This window comes from Candidatus Pelagibacter bacterium nBUS_27, from assembly GCF_051200985.1.
Classification (GTDB): Bacteria; Pseudomonadota; Alphaproteobacteria; order Pelagibacterales; family Pelagibacteraceae; genus Pelagibacter.
The window spans coordinates 621190-638436 of the sequence record NZ_CP172845.1 but is presented as its reverse complement, the minus strand read 5'-3'; the positions used below and the strand labels follow the sequence as shown (position 1 = coordinate 638436).

Here is a 17247-nt window from a genome sequence, read left to right as displayed (position 1 = left end):
TTATAAACTTTATACATTCATGAGTAACGATAAATATATACATTCTGATGTAGAGGATAAGATTTACTCTTATTGGGAAAAAAATGAATTATTCAAACCTAAAGAAAATTCAAAAAAATTTTCAATAGTTATACCCCCACCAAATGTGACTGGAAGTCTTCATATGGGTCATGCTTTAAATAATTCTATTCAAGATTTGTTAGTTCGTTATCACAGAATGAATAATTATGAAACTTTGTGGCAACCAGGTACAGATCATGCAGGTATTGCTACTCAAGCTTTAGTTGAAAGAAAACTTACTGCTGAAAAAATTGATAAAAATGAAATTGGTAGAGACAAATTTATTGAAAAAGTTTGGGAATGGAAAGAGCAATATGGTGACATCATTATTAACCAATTAAAAAAACTTGGATGCTCTTGTGACTGGTCGCGTAATGCTTTTACAATGGATGAAAACCTCTCAAAATCAGTAATAAAAGTATTTGTTGATCTATATAATAAAGATTTAATCTACAAAGATAAAAAACTAGTAAATTGGGATACTGTTTTAAAAACTGCAATTTCTGATCTTGAAGTTGATCAAAGAGAAGTAAATTCAAAAATTTATTATATTAGGTATCCTATTGATGGAACCGAAGAATTTATAACAATTGCAACAACAAGACCTGAAACAATGTTGGGAGATACTGCAATTGCAGTTAATCCAAAAGATGATCGCTTTAAATCTTTTGTCGGCAAAAAAGTTACAATACCAATTGTTGGAAGAAAGATTAATATTATAGAAGATGATTATGCAGATCCTGAACAGGGAACTGGTGCACTAAAAATTACACCCGCGCATGATTTTAATGACTACGATGTTGGACAAAGAAATAATCTTGAAATTATAAATATATTTACTGAAGCTGGTAAAATTAACGAAAATGCGCCTAAAGAATATATAGGATTAGACAGATTTGAAGCAAGAAAGAGAATTTTAAAAGAACTAAAAGATAAAGATTTTTTTGTTAAAGAAGAAAATATAAAAAATAAGGTTCCATATGGGGATAGATCTAATTCTATTATTGAACCTTTCTTAACAGAACAATGGTTTGCTGATGCAGAAAAATTATCTGTTAAAGCAAAAGAAGTTGTTAATTCAAAAAAGACTAATTTCTTTCCTGAAAATTGGTCTAAGACTTATTTTCAATGGATGAACAATATAGAGCCCTGGTGTATTTCAAGACAACTTTGGTGGGGCCATCAGATACCTGCTTGGTATGGTCCTGACAAAAAGATATTTGTTGCTGAAGATGAAGATGATGCAAAATTATTAGCAAAAAAACATTATAAAAAAGATGTTGATTTAATTCGAGATCCAGATGTGTTGGATACATGGTTTTCATCTGGTCTTTGGCCATTTGCAACATTGGGTTGGCCAGACAATAAAGAGTATGTTGAAAAGTTTTATCCAACTTCAGTTTTAGTAACTGGTTTTGATATTATTTTTTTCTGGGTTGCTAGAATGATTATGTTTGGAACAGAATTTTTAAATAAAGAACCTTTTAAAGATATTTATGTTCATGCTTTAGTCAGAGATGAGAAGGGTCAAAAAATGTCAAAATCTAAAGGTAATGTTATTGATCCTTTAGATTTAATTGAAAAATATAGTGCCGATGCATTAAGATTTACTCTTCTTTCGATGGCATCTCCTGGTACCGATGTAAAACTTTCAGAAGACAGAGTTAAAGGATATAGAAATTTTTTGAATAAGCTATGGAACGCTAATAATTTTTTAATCACAAATGAATGTGATTTTTCTGACATCGATAAAGTTCCAAATTTATCAGTTAATATCAATAAATGGATTTATGCAGAATTAATTGAAGCAAAATCTAAAATTGAGAAAAATTTAGAAGACTATAGATTTGACGAGGCAGCAAAAAATGCTTATCAATTTGCTTGGCACTCTTATTGTGACTGGTATTTAGAATTATCTAAAACAATACTATTTTCGGATAATGAAGAAGCTAAATCTGAGGTTAAAAAAGTTTCAAGTTATATATTCAAGCAAATCTTAATTTTGCTACATCCTTTTATTCCATTTGTTACAGAGGAGATATGGCTTAAAAATAAATTTGATAATTCAAGCAAAGATTTTTTAATGCTTGCTAATTGGCCTTCTGGTAAAATCAATAAAGACTCTAATACAGAGCAAGTTGAAAATATTATAAGTATAATATCTGAAATTAGATCCTTTAAGAATGAACTTAATGTAAGCCCAGGTTCATTTATAGACATGTCTATCAATAATATTAATGATAACCAAAAAAAATTTATTAATGACAATGAAATTATCCTTAAAAAATTAGGAAGAATAAATAATATCCTTAATGATGACTTAGATAAACCAGCAGCAACTATGGTTGTTACAGGTGATTTATTTAGGATTTATTTTGATAAAGATGTTGATTTAAAATTAATTAAAGAAAATTTAACTAGTAAACAAAATAGAATTCAGGAAGAAATGAACAAGATATCGCAAAGATTAGAAAACAAAAGTTTTGTAGATAGAGCACCGAAAGAGATTGTTGATCAGGAAAAAACTAATTATAATAATTTAAAGAATGATATTGATAAAATATTAGTAACTATAAAGGGAATATAATGGCAAAATTTAATAAAAAGAAACTTCCAAGCAGACATACATCATTAGGCGCAGATAGAGCTCCTCACAGGTCTTTTTATTATGCAATGGGCGAAACAGAAAAAGATGTATCAAAACCTTTTGTAGGTGTTGTTTCAACTTGGAACGAAGCTGCTCCTTGTAATATTGCTCTTATGAGACAAGCTCAATCAGTTAAAAAAGGTGTTAGAGCTAATGGTGGTACTCCAAGGGAATTTTGCACAATTACAGTTACAGATGGAATTGCAATGGGTCATGAAGGAATGAAAGCTTCTTTAATATCTAGAGAGGTTATAGCAGACTCTGCTGAACTTACTGTAAGAGGGCATTGCTATGATGCATTAGTTGGTATTGCTGGATGTGATAAATCTTTACCAGCACTAATGATGTCGATGGTTAGGTTAAATGTACCAAGTGTATTTATTTATGGCGGATCAATTCTTCCAGGAAGATATAAGGGAAAAGACGTAACAGTTGTTGATGTATTTGAAGCTGTTGGAAAACATTCGTCTGGTCAAATGTCTTCAGCAGAACTTAGAAAATTAGAATTAGTTGCATGTCCAAGTGCAGGTGCCTGTGGTGGTCAATTTACAGCAAATACGATGGCATGTGTATCAGAAGCTATTGGTTTAGCCCTGCCATATTCTGCTGGTACGCCAGCTCCATATGAAGAAAGAGATAAGTACGCTAAAGAAAGTGGAAAAACAGTAATGAATCTTTTAGCAAAAAAAATTAAACCTAGAGACATTGTTACAAAAAAAGCTTTAGAAAATGCTGCTACTATAGTTGCTGCTACAGGTGGATCTACTAATGCAGCATTACATCTACCCGCAATTGCCAATGAAGCTGGAATAAAATTTGATTTAATGGATGTGGCTAAAATTTTCAAAAAAACACCTTATCTTGCTGATTTAAAACCTGGCGGAAAATATGTTGCAAAAGATATGTGGTTAGCAGGCGGTGTACCAATGTTGTTAAAGACACTTTATGATGGAGGTTTTATTCATGGTGATTGTATGACTGTTACCGGGAAAACAATGAAGGAAAATTTAAAAAATATTAAATTTAATCCTAAGCAAAAAGTTTTAAGAAAATATGATAATCCATTATCTCCAGATGGAGGTGTTGTTGGTTTAAAAGGAAATTTAGCTCCTGATGGCGGTATAGTTAAAATTGCTGGACTTAAGAAATTACAATTTACTGGTAAAGCAAGATGCTTTGATAATGAAGAAGCAGCTATGGACGCTGTCCAAAAACGTAAATATGAAGAAGGCGATGTAATTATAATCCGTTACGAAGGCCCTGTAGGAGGCCCAGGTATGAGAGAGATGCTATCTACAACAGGTGCAATTTATGGTCAGGGAATGGGTGAAAAAGTTGCTCTTATAACAGATGGAAGGTTCTCTGGAGCTACAAGAGGCTTTTGTGTAGGTCATGTAGGCCCTGAGGCGGCCCTAGGAGGCCCTATAGCTTTATTACGTAATGGAGATGTAATTGATATAGATGCTAAAAAAGGGACGATAAATGTAAGGCTTTCTAAAAAAGAATTAACTTTAAGAAAAAGAAAATGGAAACCAAGAAAATCAGATTTTGGATCAGGAACACTTTGGAAATACGCACAAACAGTAGGACCAGCTTATTTGGGCGCACCAACTCATCCTGGAAAGAAAAAAGAAGTTAAGGATTATTCAGAAATTTAATGAAGATACGACCGGTCATTTTATGTGGAGGTGCTGGAACAAGACTTTGGCCAAATTCTAAAAAACATCAAGCAAAACAATTTATTGATTTTGGAAATTGGACTTTACTGTGTAAAACTTTAGAGCGAACTAAAGCACCTATTTATGACTCTCCAATTATAAGTACAAATAAAAAATACTTAAAACAAGTAAAACAACATCTTAAAAAAAATAAGATTAAAAAATATAAGATAGTTTTAGAACCTGCAAAAAGAAATACGGCTCCAGCTATATTAAGTACTGCCTTAATTAAAGATATTCCAAATGATCAGCCATTGATGTTTTTTACAGCCGATCATTTAATTGAAAAAATGAGTGTGTTTAATAAAGCGATAAATAAAAATAAATCAAATTTAACTAATCAAAATATCTTCATATTCGGTATTAAACCTACATCACCTTCAAGTGAATACGGATATTTTGTTACTAAAAAGATTAAAGGAAACATTAATAAAGTAACTAAATTTATTGAAAAACCCAAAATTTCTAAAGCTAAACATGTAATAAAACAAAAAGGTTATTGGAATTCAGGAATGTTTTTCCTTAGAAAAGACTCAATAATTAATAACTTTCAAAAAAACCAACCAATTATTTATAGAAACTGTGTAAATGCGGTTAAAAAAGCAAAACTAAAATCTAATATTTATTATTTAAACAAAACTTCATTTACTAAAGCTACAGCTAAATCATTTGACTATGCAATTTTAGAAAAAACAAAGCAAATTAATGCTATCAAACTAGATATACCTTGGTCAGATCTTGGAAGTTGGAAAGAAATTTTAAAAATGTATGACAAAAAAAAGAATAAATACATCAAGAAGAAGAATATCTTTTATCGACCATGGGGCAGGTACACAAATTTATTTGAAGGTAAAGATTTTTTGATTAAAGAGTTATTTGTAAAACCAAAAGGTATTTTAAGTTTACAGAAACATCATCATAGAGCTGAACATTGGCTAGTTACTCAAGGAAATCCCAAGATAACATTGAACAAAAATAGTTTTGTAAAAAAACCAAATGATCACATCTTTATTCCATTAGAGGCAATTCATAGAATTCAAAATCCTGGAAAAAAACCAGTCAAAATATTTGAAGCTCAAGTTGGATCAATTCTTAAAGAGACAGATATAGTTAGATTTGAAGATATTTATGGAAGGGTTAAATAAACTTACCTTTGAGCTGAAATCTTTATTGGTAAGTCTTTTGTTACATCAAATCTTTCTTTTTTAGTCACATCATCAATTTGTTCTGATTTTTTTTTCAAACACCACTCTTCATATAGTCTGCAGAATGTGTAAATTGCATTATATCTATCGATCATTATCACAGTATTTAATTCACTTTTTATTAAAAATTTAACATCATATAATTCTTTAATGTTAACTTTACTTAATACTTCTCTTGAGTCTGGGTTATAATAACCAGATTTATCTTCACAAGGTGTTTCTAAAATTTCATCAATATATTCTTGAAAAATTTTTCCCTTAACAAACTTTTCATCATAATCATTTGAATTTATGGTTTCATATATTAATCTTCTCAATGGGGGTTGGTTTAGTTCTATCCACAAATTTAGAAGCTCAAAATATATTAATTCATATAATCTAATTTGAATTGGTTTACCTCTAACAATTTTAGACCATTCAATAAATCTCCTAATCTCAATATCTTTTCTAATATTTTTCATTTTATCTAATTTTAGCCATCAGCTTTTAATTTAGTGTGTCCACAATTTTTACACTCAAGAGTCGTAATTCTATCTGTTGGATTAAATCCAAACTCAATATTTATTGTTTTGTATCTGTGCAATCCAAGAAAACACAGTAATTTTACCAATTTTAAAATCATAATTTTGACACTTTAAATTGTTAATTTTTAAAAATTGATCATCAGCCTAAAGCTGAATTAGCGCGGGACTTAAATAGATCATACCGTAGACGCAAAACTAAAGCAAAAAATAATTCAGTTTTTTTTCTTATTTACTTAAGAGCACCTTTTTAAACCCTTTTTTAAAATTAATTTTTTTTTAAATTCTGATTGTTTTAATTTTATTTATGCTATGATTATTCAATATGAAGGAGTTTAAAGAACTCATCAAAAAACACAAAAAAATTGAATTAGCAATTAAGCATTTTACAAAATTAAGAATGAATGACAGAGCTTTTTCTTCTTGGGAAAAACTAAGAAAATTAAAAAAAGAAAAACTAAAATTAAAAGAGTTAGTTTCTAAATTCAAGAAATAATATCTTAAAAAAAAATACTAAAATTAAACATTTCATGGTCGTATTAGATATTTCTAACACGACCATAATTAGATTTATTTAAAACCAATTATTTGGAATAATGATGTAGTGAATTGCTAAAACAATTCCTACAGACACACTTAATCCAAAGATCATTTTAATGAAGTCTTTTCCAATTAATGGGAAGACATATTTGAATTTGTACTCTTTATTCATAGTTGATATAGCAAGTTCTCTACCACATAATAAACCTACAAATACCCATGTTGTAGACATTGGAAGGTCATTAAGTTCTTTAAAGTAGTATAGTACTGCAGCATAAATAACATTTATTATTGTTGCTGATCTCGCATATCTTGTTCCAGTTTTATCTAAAACAACTTTTTGTATTGGTCCACCATGAATATAAAATATGTAGAACAATAATGCTGTAAAGTACGCTAGAACAATTAATAGTAAAGTTACATCTAGTTGTCTTGGGAGATAAACTGCAATATTTGCTACGTCGTGAGATAACCAAACCCACCATAACCAACCAGAAGTCACCCAAACTGAGTTTCTCCAAAATCCTATCCATTTATCTTCAACTTCATCAAATTTTTCATTGATAAACTTTGATACTACTATCCAAGCTAAATACGCGACTACAGCAGCCAGGCCATAACCCACAACACTTTTCATTAGCATTTTCTCCAATACTACAGTGGATGCAAATGCTGAAAGTACTAAGAAGGTTGTAGATACTGGTATACCAACTCTAGTAAGCACTAAAAGAATAGCAGGAGCTACTGCGTGGTACCATTGAATTTCTTGAAATGGTATTCTGTTAAGCCTTCCGTATGATATATCACCATCATACGAATACCACCCCCATGTAATAGCTATAGCCATTACTACAGATGCTGAACCAGCAAGAGTGTACCATTTAAACCATTTTTGTTTAGACGCTATAAAAGTACCTAGTGTTTGTATTGAATCATTTGCAATAACGCTATAACCAGCTAATGCAAAGCCGACGATCGTATATATTGTTGTCAGTTCCATTTCTTTCCTATTTTTTTTTGTTTACTTTATTGTTTTCCGTTTCGAACGATTCTTATTCTTGATGACGATTTAATAGGTGTGAGGAAATTTATCTATAATTAAATTTATTATTTTTTTTTAAGGTGAGTTGATTCATCGATATTTATAATAAAAAAAACATAAGTCCACAGTAAGAATATAGAACATTTTTAAAGGAATAGCTGATTCATCAGCAATATATTATCTTTAAAATTTGTCTACTTAAAATTTACAAATATAAGTTGTATTTTAGTACAATTACAAAACTACTGACTTAACAATCTTTAAATGACAAAGACATATTCTTTATTAAATCAAAATATAAATTTTTACCTGGATCTAAAGTTGCACCTAATGGATCCAAAACACCTGTTTTTATCTTCATATCTCTTGATACAGCGTTGATTATGTCAGGATTAAATTGAGGCTCAGAAAACACGCAAGCAACTTTATCATGTTCAATAATTTCTCTGATTTCTGCTAATTGTTCTGCACCGGGCATTACATCGGGGTTAACAGTAAACGCTCCAAGAATATTTACATTAAATCTTTGTTCAAAATATTGATATGCATCATGAAAAACTATAGATGACACACTTTTGTTTAATTCAGTCATCACTTGGATCATAAGAGTATCAATTTCTTTAAGTGCTTTTTTTAAATTATTTTTATATTTAGATGCATTTTCAGTGTCATTTTCGATCAAATGTTCAGCCATTTCATTTAAGATTACTTTAGCATTCATTGGATCTAACCAAATGTGAGAGTCATAATCTCCGTGTGCATGATCATCGTGATCATCTTCTTTTTTAGCGTGATCATCATGGTCGTGGTTGTCGTGATCATCTTCTTTTTTAGCGTGATCATCATGGTCGTGGTCGTCGTGATCATCTTCTTTTTTAGCGTGACCATCATGATTATGCTCATCAAAAATATTTCTTTCCCTGAACTTTAATACGTTCAATCCTTTAACTTCTATTAATTCGATTTTTTCGGCTTTTTTAGCTATCGAGCTCAATGGTTTTTTTAGAAAATTTTCCATACTTTCGCCAACCCAGAATACAATATCTGCATTTTGTAACATTTTTGCATGAGATGGTTTCATGGAAAATGCGTGAGGAGACGCATAGCCATTTACAATTAAACTTGGTTTTCCAACCCCATCCATAAGATAACTTGCTAAAGAATGGATAGGTTTTATTGATGTAACCACTTTAATTTCAGCACTAGCTGATGTAAAGAATGTTAACATTGATAAAATTGATAATATTAAGGGTAATTTTTTGATATTTTTCATAATAAGTAATTTAATTAGTTGTTATAATATAACAGTATGTAATAATATAACATATACAAGTCAAGATATAAATGAACTCAGATAAAAATATATTAGTAGAACTGAACAAAGTTGGTTTTAAACAAAATAATAAATGGTTAGTTGAAGGTGTTTCGTTAAAAGTTGAGAAGGGAAAAATTGTTACTCTAATTGGCCCAAATGGGTCTGGCAAAAGTACTACAGCAAAAATTGCATTAGGTATTTACAAAAATATTGAGGGAAGAGTTGAAAAATTTACAAACAAAGTTGGTTATGTTCCTCAGAAAATTTCAATAGATTGGACCTTGCCACTAAGAGTGTATGATTTTATGCTTTTAACTGAAGATATTAAAGATGAAGCAATAAATGAAGCTCTTACCCTTACTGGAGTTAGTCATCTTAAAAATGAAAATTTAGGAAATTTATCAGGTGGAGAATTTCAAAGAGTTTTGATTGCAAGAGCAATTTCAAAAAAACCAGAATTATTAGTTCTAGATGAACCAGTTCAAGGTGTTGATTATACTGGAGAGATAGCGTTATATGAATTGATCAAAAAAATTTCAGATACTTTAAATTGTGGAATTTTATTAATTTCCCATGATTTGCATACTGTTATGACAGCAACTGATCATGTTGTTTGTTTAAATGGTCATGTGTGTTGTTCAGGTACACCAATGGATGTTGCTAAAAATAATGAGTACAAAACTTTATTTGGTGAACAAGCCTCTCAAATTCTATCTGTTTATGAGCACAAACATGACCATGTTCATTCAGATGAGGGTCAAATAAAGAAAAATTAATATGTTAGATGATTTTTTCATAAGAGCTTTAATAGCTGGAATAGGAGTTGCGTTGGTAACTGGCCCACTAGGCTGTTTTGTAGTATGGAGAAGATTGTCTTATTTTGGCGATACACTATCTCATTCAGCCTTATTAGGTGTCACAATAGCTTATTCTTTTGAACTTAATATTGCTCTTTCAGTATTCATAATTTCATCTGTAGTTGCATTGATATTAATTCAACTTCAGAAAAAAACCAATTTACCTGGTGACGCTTTGTTGGGTCTTTTGGCACACTCTTCTCTGGCTGTTGGATTAGTTGTAATTGGTTTTTTAACCTTTATACGTTTCGACATAATGGGTCTTTTATTTGGTGACATATTAGCCGTAACAACTAACGACTTAATTATTATATGGACAGGTGGAGCATTAATTTTATTTGTACTTAAATTGATTTGGAAACCTCTGTTCGCATCTACAGTAAATTATGAACTAGCAGAAGCAGAGGGATTAAATCCCGATAGATCAAAAGCTATATTTACAATTCTGATGGCTGCTGTGATTGCTATATCAATTAAAATGGTTGGTTTATTATTAATCACTGGAATGTTAATTATACCAGCTGCAATGGCCAGAAATATTTCAGATAGTCCAAAGAAAATGGTTTTATACTCAATTATTGGTGGTCTTTTATCAGTAATATTGGGTTTATTTTCTTCATTAGAATTTAATACGTCATCTGGACCTTCAATAATTATGGCTGCTTTAGTTTTATTTATATTGTCTTTACTTAATATTAAACAATCGATTAAATTGAAAAATTAACAACTAATTGATAAGAATTTGTATATGCAAAAAGAACACAATCTTTCTAAAAACCAAAAAATCATTTTTGATATAATTGATAAATCTGGTGAGCCGATGAAAGCTTATTCAATCCTGTTTAATGTTCAAAAAGAAGGTATTAAAGCTCCATTACAAGTTTACAGAGCGTTAGATAAATTAGTAGAAATTGGAAAGATCCATAAGATTGAAAGTAGAAATGCTTTTATAGCTTGTCAAAATTCTAATTGTCAAATTTCTAAAGCAACAGCATTCTCAATTTGTGAAAATTGTGAAAATGTTTCTGAAATAAGCAATTCAAAGCTTTCAAAATATTTATCAAACTTTACGGATGAAACTGGAATGAAATACAGCAAGTATAATTTAGAATTTTTTGGTTTATGTAAAAATTGTAAGACTAAATAAATGAGTAATATTTCTTTATCCTTGGATGAAATTTTTGAATTAGCAAAAAGAACGCTAATAGCTAATGGATGCAATGATGAAACTGCAACTATTTTATCAAATCTAATTAGAAATGCAGAAAGAGATGGATCTGTATCTCATGGCTTATTTAGGTTACCCGCATATGTAAGCGGTCTTAAGAGTGGAAAGATAAACGGTAAAGGAAAACCTGAAATTAATAAAGTTTCTTCATCTGTAATTAAAGTTCAGGGCAATAATTGCTTAGCCCCAGTTGTTTTGAACAAAGGTTTACCTGAATTATCTAAAGCTGCGAAAGAAAATGGTGTTGCCGTTTTAGCTATTAATAATTCACATCATATGGCTGCTATGTGGCCTGAAACTGAAATGTTAGCAGATGATGGTTTAGTTGCTTTTGCTTGTACATCATACAAGCCTGCTGTTGCTCCTGCTGGTGCAATGAAACCTTTGTTTGGTACAAATCCAATTTCATTTGCTTGGCCAAGACCAGGAAAGACACCTGTTGTATATGACATGGCAACAGCTTCTATGGCCATGGGGGAAGTTCAAGTCGCTAAAAGAGAAGGGCATAAAGTTCCTCTTGGAACAGGTTTAACTAAAGATGGAAAAGATACTACTGATCCAGCTGAGATTGCTGATGGTGGTGTTTTATTACCTTTTGGTGGATATAAGGGGTCTGCAATTGCAATGATGGTTGAATTGCTAGCTGGTGCTTTAGTGGGTGATAATTTTAGTTATGAAACAGCTGCTAAAGATAATAATGATGGTGGCCCACCAAGCGGTGGTGAATTTATTCTAGCTATTTGTCCAGATAAAACTGCAGGTACAAGCTGGCAAAAACATGCAGAAGAATTTTTTGAAAAAATGAAATCAATGGGTGAAGTTAGATTACCTGGTGAAAGAAGACATAAAAATCGACAAGATACTGGCCCTAGACATATCAATGAAGAATTAGTTAATAAAATTAAATCTTTAAGTTAGTTTAATTTCAATCGGAGTATGATCTGAAGGCTTTTCTTTACCACGAGGATCTTTATTAATATTAATATCTTTTATATTATCGATAAGAGAGTTTGAAACTAAGAAGTGGTCAATTCTCATACCATTATTTTTTTGCCAAGCACCTCTCATATAATCCCAAAATGTATATCCCTCTTTATCTTCATTAAAGTGTCTATAAACATCATTAAAACCAAGATTTAACATTTCTCTAAATTTTTTTCTAATTTCAAGTCTATACAAAGCGTCGTCTTCAAAGCTTTTAACGTTATAAACATCTTCAGCAGCAGGGATAACATTAAAGTCTCCAGCTAAAATGATGTTTTGATTTTTTTTAGATAAAGTTTTTAGTTGCTTGATAAGTTGATCCATCCAATTTTTTTTATAATCATACTTTTCAGTATCAACTGGATTACCATTAGGTGTATAGATATTTATTAATTGAATAACTTTTTTTTTATATTTTATTTCTGCAGAAATTATTCTTGATTGTTTTAACTTATCTTTGATTAAATCAGTTCTGACATTATTCAATTTTCCTTTAGATATGATGGCAACACCATTATAGCTTTTTTGACCAAAAACATGACTTTCATAATCCATGGAGGCAAAATCATCATATGGAAAATTAACATCTTCAGTTTTTATTTCTTGCATCATTAAAACGTCAGGTTTGTATTTTAGTAGATAGCTTTTGATATTTTCTATTCTGGCTCTTACTGAGTTAACATTCCAAGATGAGATAATCATTAAAGTGAGAATGAAACACCACAGCCACAAGAAGATTTAGTTTGTGGATTAGAAATTTTAAAAGACTCACCAATAAGCTCAGATACATAATCAACTTCAGAACCTTTTAATAAATCTGCTGAAGTTTTGTCAATTAAGATGTTTTCAAAATTTAAATCATCGTCATTTTTGGATTTTTCAAATGTAAATTCATATTGAAAACCTGAACATCCTCCGCCCTTAATAGCGATTCTAAAAAATGATCCATCATCTTTTTTAGATAATAAATTTGCTATCTGTTTTAGAGCATTATCTGTAAATTTAATTTCTTTAATCATGTCTGAACACTGATACTACTAATATAATACTTAATTATTTAAATTAAAGGATGAAAAAACACACTTTGTTAGGCGTATTCAAAAGTAAGGGTAGACTTAGTAAAGAGCCCACTTCAAAGTATCGATCACCATTTCAAAGAGATAGAGATAGAATTATCCATAGTGCATCGTTTAGAAGGTTGAAACATAAAACACAAGTATTTGTAAATACGGAGGGAGATCATTTCAGAACAAGAATTACCCATTCTATTGAGGTTGCTCAAATAGCAAGATCTGTTGCTAAATATTTAAATTTAAATGAAGATTTAGCTGAAACATTAAGTCTTGCTCATGATTTAGGTCACACACCATTTGGCCATGCTGGTGAAGACGCTTTAAACGAATGTATGGAAAATTATGGTGGTTTTGATCATAATCTGCAAACATTAAGAATAGTTATGTTCTTAGAGAATAAGTATTTTAAATTTAAAGGTCTAAATTTATCTATTGAAACATTAGAAGGGTTGTTAAAACATAACGGACCTGTCGAAGATACAAACTTAGTAAATAGCTTAATTGGTTTAAAGGTATTTAAAGGAAAGATTAATTTTAACACTTACGCATCTTTAGAGTCTCAAATTTCAGCAATTTCTGATGATATTGCTTACAATAATCATGATATTCAAGATGGAATTAAAGCTAATTTGTTTAAATTAGAAGAACTTGTTGAAATAGACTTTTTTAAATCGATTTATCTTAAGTATAAAAATAAAATAAATAAAAGAAATTATAAAATTGCCACTTATCAAATAATTAGAGACTCAATTGATTTAATGATTAGAGACTTGTTGTCTAACACACAAAAAAATTTAAAAGAGTTAAAAATTAAATCTGTAAATGATGTTAATAAGGCAGATCAATTATTAGTTAATTTTTCAGATAAATTACAAAATTCAGAAAGAGAAATTAGATTATTTTTGAGAACTAAAATGTACAATAATAAATCAGTTTTAAGGAAAAATCAAAGAGGTAAAGTGATCATTAAAAAATTATTTAGTATAATTAAATCTAATCCTAAAAAATTTCTTTCAAAAGATCAATTGACTAGTGATAAATTTAGAGCTATTTCAGATTTTATTTCAGGTATGACGGATCGTTATGCTATTAACCTATATAATAATTATAAATGAATATCTTTGAATCGTACCTAGACAAAATTAAATTAATTTTAATTAATCTAAGCAAACAAGGAGAGTTACTTATTCCAGAAACTTTTAATGGAATTAATGCGGAAATTCCACCAGCTCAATTTGATTGTGATATATCGACTAATGTAGCTATGGTACTTTCAAAATTAAATAGAAGATCGCCAATAGACATAGCTGAACAAATATCTCCCATTATTAAAGATAAAGATTCATTAATCCAAAATATAACAATTGTGAAACCAGGTTTTATTAATATTAAGTTTAAACCTTTGTTTTGGACAAATTTTATTCAAGAAATCATTACTAACAAAAAAAACTTTGGTGTTAATGAAAAAGAAAAAAAGCTAAATTATTTAATAGAATTTGTTTCAGCTAACCCAACAGGACCTCTCCATGTCGGTCATTGTCGTGGAGCTATATTGGGTGATGTAATCTCAAATGTATTAATCTTTAACCATCACAAAGTTACTAAAGAATATTATGTCAATGATTATGGAAATCAGATTATTAATTTTACTAAATCTGTTTTTGCCAGAATACGCGAGATTAAATTTAATGAAAAATTTCCAATTGATAATTCCGATCTATATCCAGGAGACTATCTAGTTGATTTTGCAAAAAATATTATTTCTTCCAATGATGAATTAAATTTTGAAAATTATGAAAATATAAGTGAAAGATTAACTGAATTATCAATAGAACAAGCCTTATTATTAATCAAAAAAAATCTAAAAAGTCTTGGCATTAAACATAACAATTTTGTCAGCGAGAAGAGTATTGTTTTAGATAAAGAAGTTGAGAATGTAATAAAATTTTTGGAAGTTAATAATTTTGTCTATAAAGGTAAAATTAAAGCACCGGCGGGGGAAGATAAGAAGGATTGGGTAGAAAGAGAGCAATTGTTGTTCAGATCAACAGATTTTGGTGATGATAAGGATAGGGCTTTGCAAAAATCTGATGGTACCTGGACTTATTTTGCAAGTGATGTTGCCTACCATAAAAATAAAGTTGATCGTAAATTTGATTATCTAATTAATATTCTTGGCGCAGATCATGCTGGTTATATAAAAAGAATTTCTTCTTCAGTAGAAGCTCTTTCGGGAGAACAAAATAAATTAATTTGTAAAATTAGTCAGCTTGTAAAATTAATTAAAGACAACAAACCATTTAAAATGTCAAAAAGAAAAGGCGATTATATTACAGTTGACGATTTAATTGAGGAAGTTGGTAAAGATGCAACTAGATTTATTATGTTAAACAGAAGTAGTGATGTGGAGCTAGATTTTGATTTTGATGCAGTCAAAGAAAAATCTAAAGATAACCCACTATATTATGTTCAATATTGTTATGCTAGAATTTCATCTGTATTTCGGCATTTGGACAGAGATTTAGAAAAAGATATTAATATAGATAATTTTAAATTCGAATATTCAGTTGATGAAATTAAAATTTTAAAGAAAATATCTGAATGGCCAAAATGTATTGATGCATCTAGCACTAAATTAGAGCCTCATCGAATACCGATATACTTATATGAGCTTGCTGCTGAATTTCATTCTTATTGGAATCTTGGAAAACAATTTCCAGAAAAACGATTTATCAATGATCAAAAAAATATCTCTCAAGATAAATTAGTTTTTTTAAAAGTGATTGCAAATGTTATTAAATCAGGAATGGACATAGTTGGTGTTACTTCCCCAACTAAAATGTAATGTTAAAAGAGATTAAGTATTTAATATTTATAGCAATTATTATAATATTTCTTTTTTTCACAGGAAGATATTATTTCTCAAATGATAATATCAAAAATTCTTATAGATCTTACAAAAATATTAATAAAAAGATTAAAGATTATTCAAAAAATTTACCTTTATTAAAAAATGATACAGATAATGTCATTGAATATGTGAAACAGACAGACAAAAAAAAGAAAAAAAAATTTAACTTTTGGAAATTATTAGAAAATGATTAAAAATAGAAGAGCTATAATCGTTGGTATTAAATCTTACAAGTTATCAAGTAATGAAAAAAAATTTTTAATTAAATACAAACCATGGGGCGTGATATTGTTTTTAAGAAATATTAAATCTATCAAACAAACTAAAGTTTTAACAGATAGTATAAAAAAGATATTTAAAGATAAGAATTATCCAATATTAGTTGATCAAGAGGGTGGAAGAGTAAATAGATTAAGTAATATTATTTCTTTTGACAACTTAACATCTGAATATTTTGGCAATCTTTATGAAAAAGATAAAATGAAATTTGATATTATTTATAAATTATTTATTGATAAAACATCTCACTTATTAAAGTTAATAGGAGCAAACATCAATACTGTGCCTGTTTTAGATCTTAGAATTAAAGGATCTAGTAATATAATTGGTAATCGATCTTTTTCAAAAAAAGCAAAAATAGTCTCTAAGTTGGGTGATTTATGTATAAAATTATTTCAAGAAAATTCGATTGGAACAATAATAAAGCATATACCGGGACATGGCTTAGCTAAAGTTGACAGTCATAATTTTACTCCTGTAGTTGATAAATCGCTTAATTATCTAAAGAAATATGATTTTAGTGTTTTTAAAAAAAAGAACTGTTTTTTTGCAATGACAGCTCACGTTATTTATAAAAATATTGATAAGTTAAATACAGCTACTCAATCAAAAAAAGTGATTAATCATATTAGGAATTCAATAGGTTTCAAAAACATTATAATTTCAGACGATCTTTCAATGAAGAGCTTAAAAGAGACCATGAAAGACAATACTATTAAATCATTTAAAGCTGGATGTAATATAGTTCTTCATTGCAATAGTAACCTCAATGAAATGAAGATAGTTGCTGAAAATTCACCCTTGATAAGTAGCTTTATAATTAAAAAAACATCACAATTTTATAAAATTTTAAGTTAATATTTGTAT

The 17247-nt window shown here is 29.3% G+C and carries 18 protein-coding genes; 12 read left to right on the top strand and 6 right to left on the bottom strand.

Translation table 11 applies throughout. From position 1 onward, the window contains the following. Positions 1-19 precede the first annotated feature (19 nt). The 3 genes from ACIJYG_RS03520 to ACIJYG_RS03510 are packed head-to-tail and all read left to right on the top strand — an operon-like array spanning position 20 to position 5570. Positions 20-2647, top strand: a complete 2628-nt coding sequence (locus ACIJYG_RS03520) for a valine--tRNA ligase (protein ID WP_435098708.1) — start codon at positions 20-22, stop codon at positions 2645-2647. Continuing rightward, positions 2647-4365, top strand: coding sequence for a dihydroxy-acid dehydratase (gene ilvD, locus ACIJYG_RS03515; protein ID WP_435089198.1), 1719 nt, complete (start codon positions 2647-2649; stop codon positions 4363-4365). Before ACIJYG_RS03520 ends, ilvD begins: the two co-directional genes overlap by 1 nt. Continuing rightward, a complete protein-coding gene (locus ACIJYG_RS03510; RefSeq protein ID WP_435098703.1) occupies positions 4365-5570 on the top strand; it encodes a sugar phosphate nucleotidyltransferase in 1206 nt (401 codons plus the stop codon). The genes ilvD and ACIJYG_RS03510 overlap by 1 nt, the downstream gene beginning before the upstream one ends. Before the next feature lie 2 nt (positions 5571-5572). Here ACIJYG_RS03510 and ACIJYG_RS03505 read toward each other — a convergent pair whose 3' ends face one another. Further along, positions 5573-6091: a hypothetical protein gene (locus ACIJYG_RS03505; protein ID WP_435098700.1), complete on the bottom strand. Its 519-nt coding sequence runs from the start codon at positions 6089-6091 to the stop codon at positions 5573-5575. 11 nt (positions 6092-6102) lie between these two features. Beyond that, positions 6103-6252 carry a hypothetical protein gene (locus ACIJYG_RS03500; protein ID WP_435089192.1) on the bottom strand — a complete coding sequence of 50 codons (150 nt, stop codon included), beginning with the start codon at positions 6250-6252 and terminating at the stop codon, positions 6103-6105. 224 nt (positions 6253-6476) lie between these two features. Between ACIJYG_RS03500 and ACIJYG_RS03495 the strand changes: the two genes are divergently transcribed. Next, the gene (locus tag ACIJYG_RS03495; RefSeq protein ID WP_435084866.1) at positions 6477-6647 is read left to right on the top strand and encodes a hypothetical protein; all 171 of its coding nucleotides are present in this window, start codon (positions 6477-6479) and stop codon (positions 6645-6647) included. 78 nt (positions 6648-6725) lie between these two features. Here ACIJYG_RS03495 and ACIJYG_RS03490 read toward each other — a convergent pair whose 3' ends face one another. Both ACIJYG_RS03490 and znuA read right to left on the bottom strand, forming a co-directional pair. Then, a complete protein-coding gene (locus tag ACIJYG_RS03490) occupies positions 6726-7691 on the bottom strand; it encodes a hypothetical protein (RefSeq protein ID WP_435089190.1) in 966 nt (321 codons plus the stop codon). 292 nt (positions 7692-7983) lie between these two features. Then, positions 7984-9006, bottom strand: coding sequence for a zinc ABC transporter substrate-binding protein ZnuA (gene znuA / locus ACIJYG_RS03485; RefSeq protein ID WP_435098697.1), 1023 nt, complete (start codon positions 9004-9006; stop codon positions 7984-7986). A gap of 71 nt (positions 9007-9077) precedes the next feature. Here znuA and ACIJYG_RS03480 point away from each other — a divergent pair, with 71 nt between their 5' ends. From ACIJYG_RS03480 to ACIJYG_RS03465, 4 genes are read left to right on the top strand one after another with little or no spacing between them, the layout of a single operon-like run. Continuing rightward, complete coding sequence (locus ACIJYG_RS03480; protein WP_435098694.1) at positions 9078-9824, top strand: ATP-binding cassette domain-containing protein; 747 nt, start codon at positions 9078-9080, stop codon at positions 9822-9824. A 1-nt stretch (position 9825) separates the two neighbouring features. Then, positions 9826-10629 carry a metal ABC transporter permease gene (locus tag ACIJYG_RS03475; protein ID WP_435098691.1) on the top strand — a complete coding sequence of 268 codons (804 nt, stop codon included), beginning with the start codon at positions 9826-9828 and terminating at the stop codon, positions 10627-10629. Positions 10630-10653: 24 nt separating this feature from the next. Beyond that, on the top strand, positions 10654-11052 hold the full coding sequence (locus tag ACIJYG_RS03470) for a Fur family transcriptional regulator (protein ID WP_435089184.1): 399 nt from the start codon (positions 10654-10656) through the stop codon (positions 11050-11052). Next, the gene (locus ACIJYG_RS03465) at positions 11053-12051 is read left to right on the top strand and encodes an Ldh family oxidoreductase (protein WP_435098688.1); all 999 of its coding nucleotides are present in this window, start codon (positions 11053-11055) and stop codon (positions 12049-12051) included. Here ACIJYG_RS03465 and xth read toward each other — a convergent pair. Both xth and ACIJYG_RS03455 read right to left on the bottom strand, forming a co-directional pair. Beyond that, positions 12043-12819 (bottom strand): exodeoxyribonuclease III, encoded by a 777-nt coding sequence (gene xth, locus ACIJYG_RS03460; protein ID WP_435098685.1) that lies wholly within the window; start codon positions 12817-12819, stop codon positions 12043-12045. The two genes, ACIJYG_RS03465 and xth, sit on opposite strands and share 9 nt — an antisense overlap. Next, positions 12819-13136 carry a HesB/IscA family protein gene (locus tag ACIJYG_RS03455; RefSeq protein ID WP_435098682.1) on the bottom strand — a complete coding sequence of 106 codons (318 nt, stop codon included), beginning with the start codon at positions 13134-13136 and terminating at the stop codon, positions 12819-12821. Before ACIJYG_RS03455 ends, xth begins: the two co-directional genes overlap by 1 nt. Before the next feature lie 50 nt (positions 13137-13186). On the opposite strand from ACIJYG_RS03455, the gene ACIJYG_RS03450 reads away from it, so the two are divergent. From ACIJYG_RS03450 to ACIJYG_RS03435, 4 genes are read left to right on the top strand one after another with little or no spacing between them, the layout of a single operon-like run. Then, complete coding sequence (locus tag ACIJYG_RS03450) at positions 13187-14305, top strand: deoxyguanosinetriphosphate triphosphohydrolase (RefSeq protein ID WP_435098661.1); 1119 nt, start codon at positions 13187-13189, stop codon at positions 14303-14305. Beyond that, on the top strand, positions 14302-16035 hold the full coding sequence (gene argS / locus ACIJYG_RS03445) for an arginine--tRNA ligase (protein ID WP_435098658.1): 1734 nt from the start codon (positions 14302-14304) through the stop codon (positions 16033-16035). Before ACIJYG_RS03450 ends, argS begins: the two co-directional genes overlap by 4 nt. Further along, positions 16035-16295 (top strand): hypothetical protein, encoded by a 261-nt coding sequence (locus ACIJYG_RS03440; protein ID WP_435098655.1) that lies wholly within the window; start codon positions 16035-16037, stop codon positions 16293-16295. The genes argS and ACIJYG_RS03440 overlap by 1 nt, the downstream gene beginning before the upstream one ends. Further along, positions 16288-17238, top strand: a complete 951-nt coding sequence (locus ACIJYG_RS03435; RefSeq protein WP_435098652.1) for a glycoside hydrolase family 3 N-terminal domain-containing protein — start codon at positions 16288-16290, stop codon at positions 17236-17238. Before ACIJYG_RS03440 ends, ACIJYG_RS03435 begins: the two co-directional genes overlap by 8 nt. Positions 17239-17247 lie beyond the last annotated feature (9 nt).

Excerpts from the sequence above, each read along its gene's own strand:
- ACIJYG_RS03520 (WP_435098708.1), top strand. The coding sequence starts at position 20 with ATGAGTAACGATAAATATATACATTCTGATGTAGAGGATAAGATTTAC.
- ilvD (WP_435089198.1), top strand. The coding sequence starts at position 2,647 with ATGGCAAAATTTAATAAAAAGAAACTTCCAAGCAGACATACATCATTA.
- ACIJYG_RS03510 (WP_435098703.1), top strand. The coding sequence starts at position 4,365 with ATGAAGATACGACCGGTCATTTTATGTGGAGGTGCTGGAACAAGACTT.
- ACIJYG_RS03505 (WP_435098700.1), bottom strand. The coding sequence starts at position 6,091 with ATGAAAAATATTAGAAAAGATATTGAGATTAGGAGATTTATTGAATGG.
- ACIJYG_RS03500 (WP_435089192.1), bottom strand. The coding sequence starts at position 6,252 with ATGATTTTAAAATTGGTAAAATTACTGTGTTTTCTTGGATTGCACAGA.
- ACIJYG_RS03495 (WP_435084866.1), top strand. The coding sequence starts at position 6,477 with ATGAAGGAGTTTAAAGAACTCATCAAAAAACACAAAAAAATTGAATTA.
- ACIJYG_RS03490 (WP_435089190.1), bottom strand. The coding sequence starts at position 7,691 with ATGGAACTGACAACAATATATACGATCGTCGGCTTTGCATTAGCTGGT.
- znuA (WP_435098697.1), bottom strand. The coding sequence starts at position 9,006 with ATGAAAAATATCAAAAAATTACCCTTAATATTATCAATTTTATCAATG.
- ACIJYG_RS03480 (WP_435098694.1), top strand. The coding sequence starts at position 9,078 with ATGAACTCAGATAAAAATATATTAGTAGAACTGAACAAAGTTGGTTTT.
- ACIJYG_RS03475 (WP_435098691.1), top strand. The coding sequence starts at position 9,826 with ATGTTAGATGATTTTTTCATAAGAGCTTTAATAGCTGGAATAGGAGTT.
- ACIJYG_RS03470 (WP_435089184.1), top strand. The coding sequence starts at position 10,654 with ATGCAAAAAGAACACAATCTTTCTAAAAACCAAAAAATCATTTTTGAT.
- ACIJYG_RS03465 (WP_435098688.1), top strand. The coding sequence starts at position 11,053 with ATGAGTAATATTTCTTTATCCTTGGATGAAATTTTTGAATTAGCAAAA.
- xth (WP_435098685.1), bottom strand. The coding sequence starts at position 12,819 with ATGATTATCTCATCTTGGAATGTTAACTCAGTAAGAGCCAGAATAGAA.
- ACIJYG_RS03455 (WP_435098682.1), bottom strand. The coding sequence starts at position 13,136 with ATGATTAAAGAAATTAAATTTACAGATAATGCTCTAAAACAGATAGCA.
- ACIJYG_RS03450 (WP_435098661.1), top strand. The coding sequence starts at position 13,187 with ATGAAAAAACACACTTTGTTAGGCGTATTCAAAAGTAAGGGTAGACTT.
- argS (WP_435098658.1), top strand. The coding sequence starts at position 14,302 with ATGAATATCTTTGAATCGTACCTAGACAAAATTAAATTAATTTTAATT.
- ACIJYG_RS03440 (WP_435098655.1), top strand. The coding sequence starts at position 16,035 with ATGTTAAAAGAGATTAAGTATTTAATATTTATAGCAATTATTATAATA.
- ACIJYG_RS03435 (WP_435098652.1), top strand. The coding sequence starts at position 16,288 with ATGATTAAAAATAGAAGAGCTATAATCGTTGGTATTAAATCTTACAAG.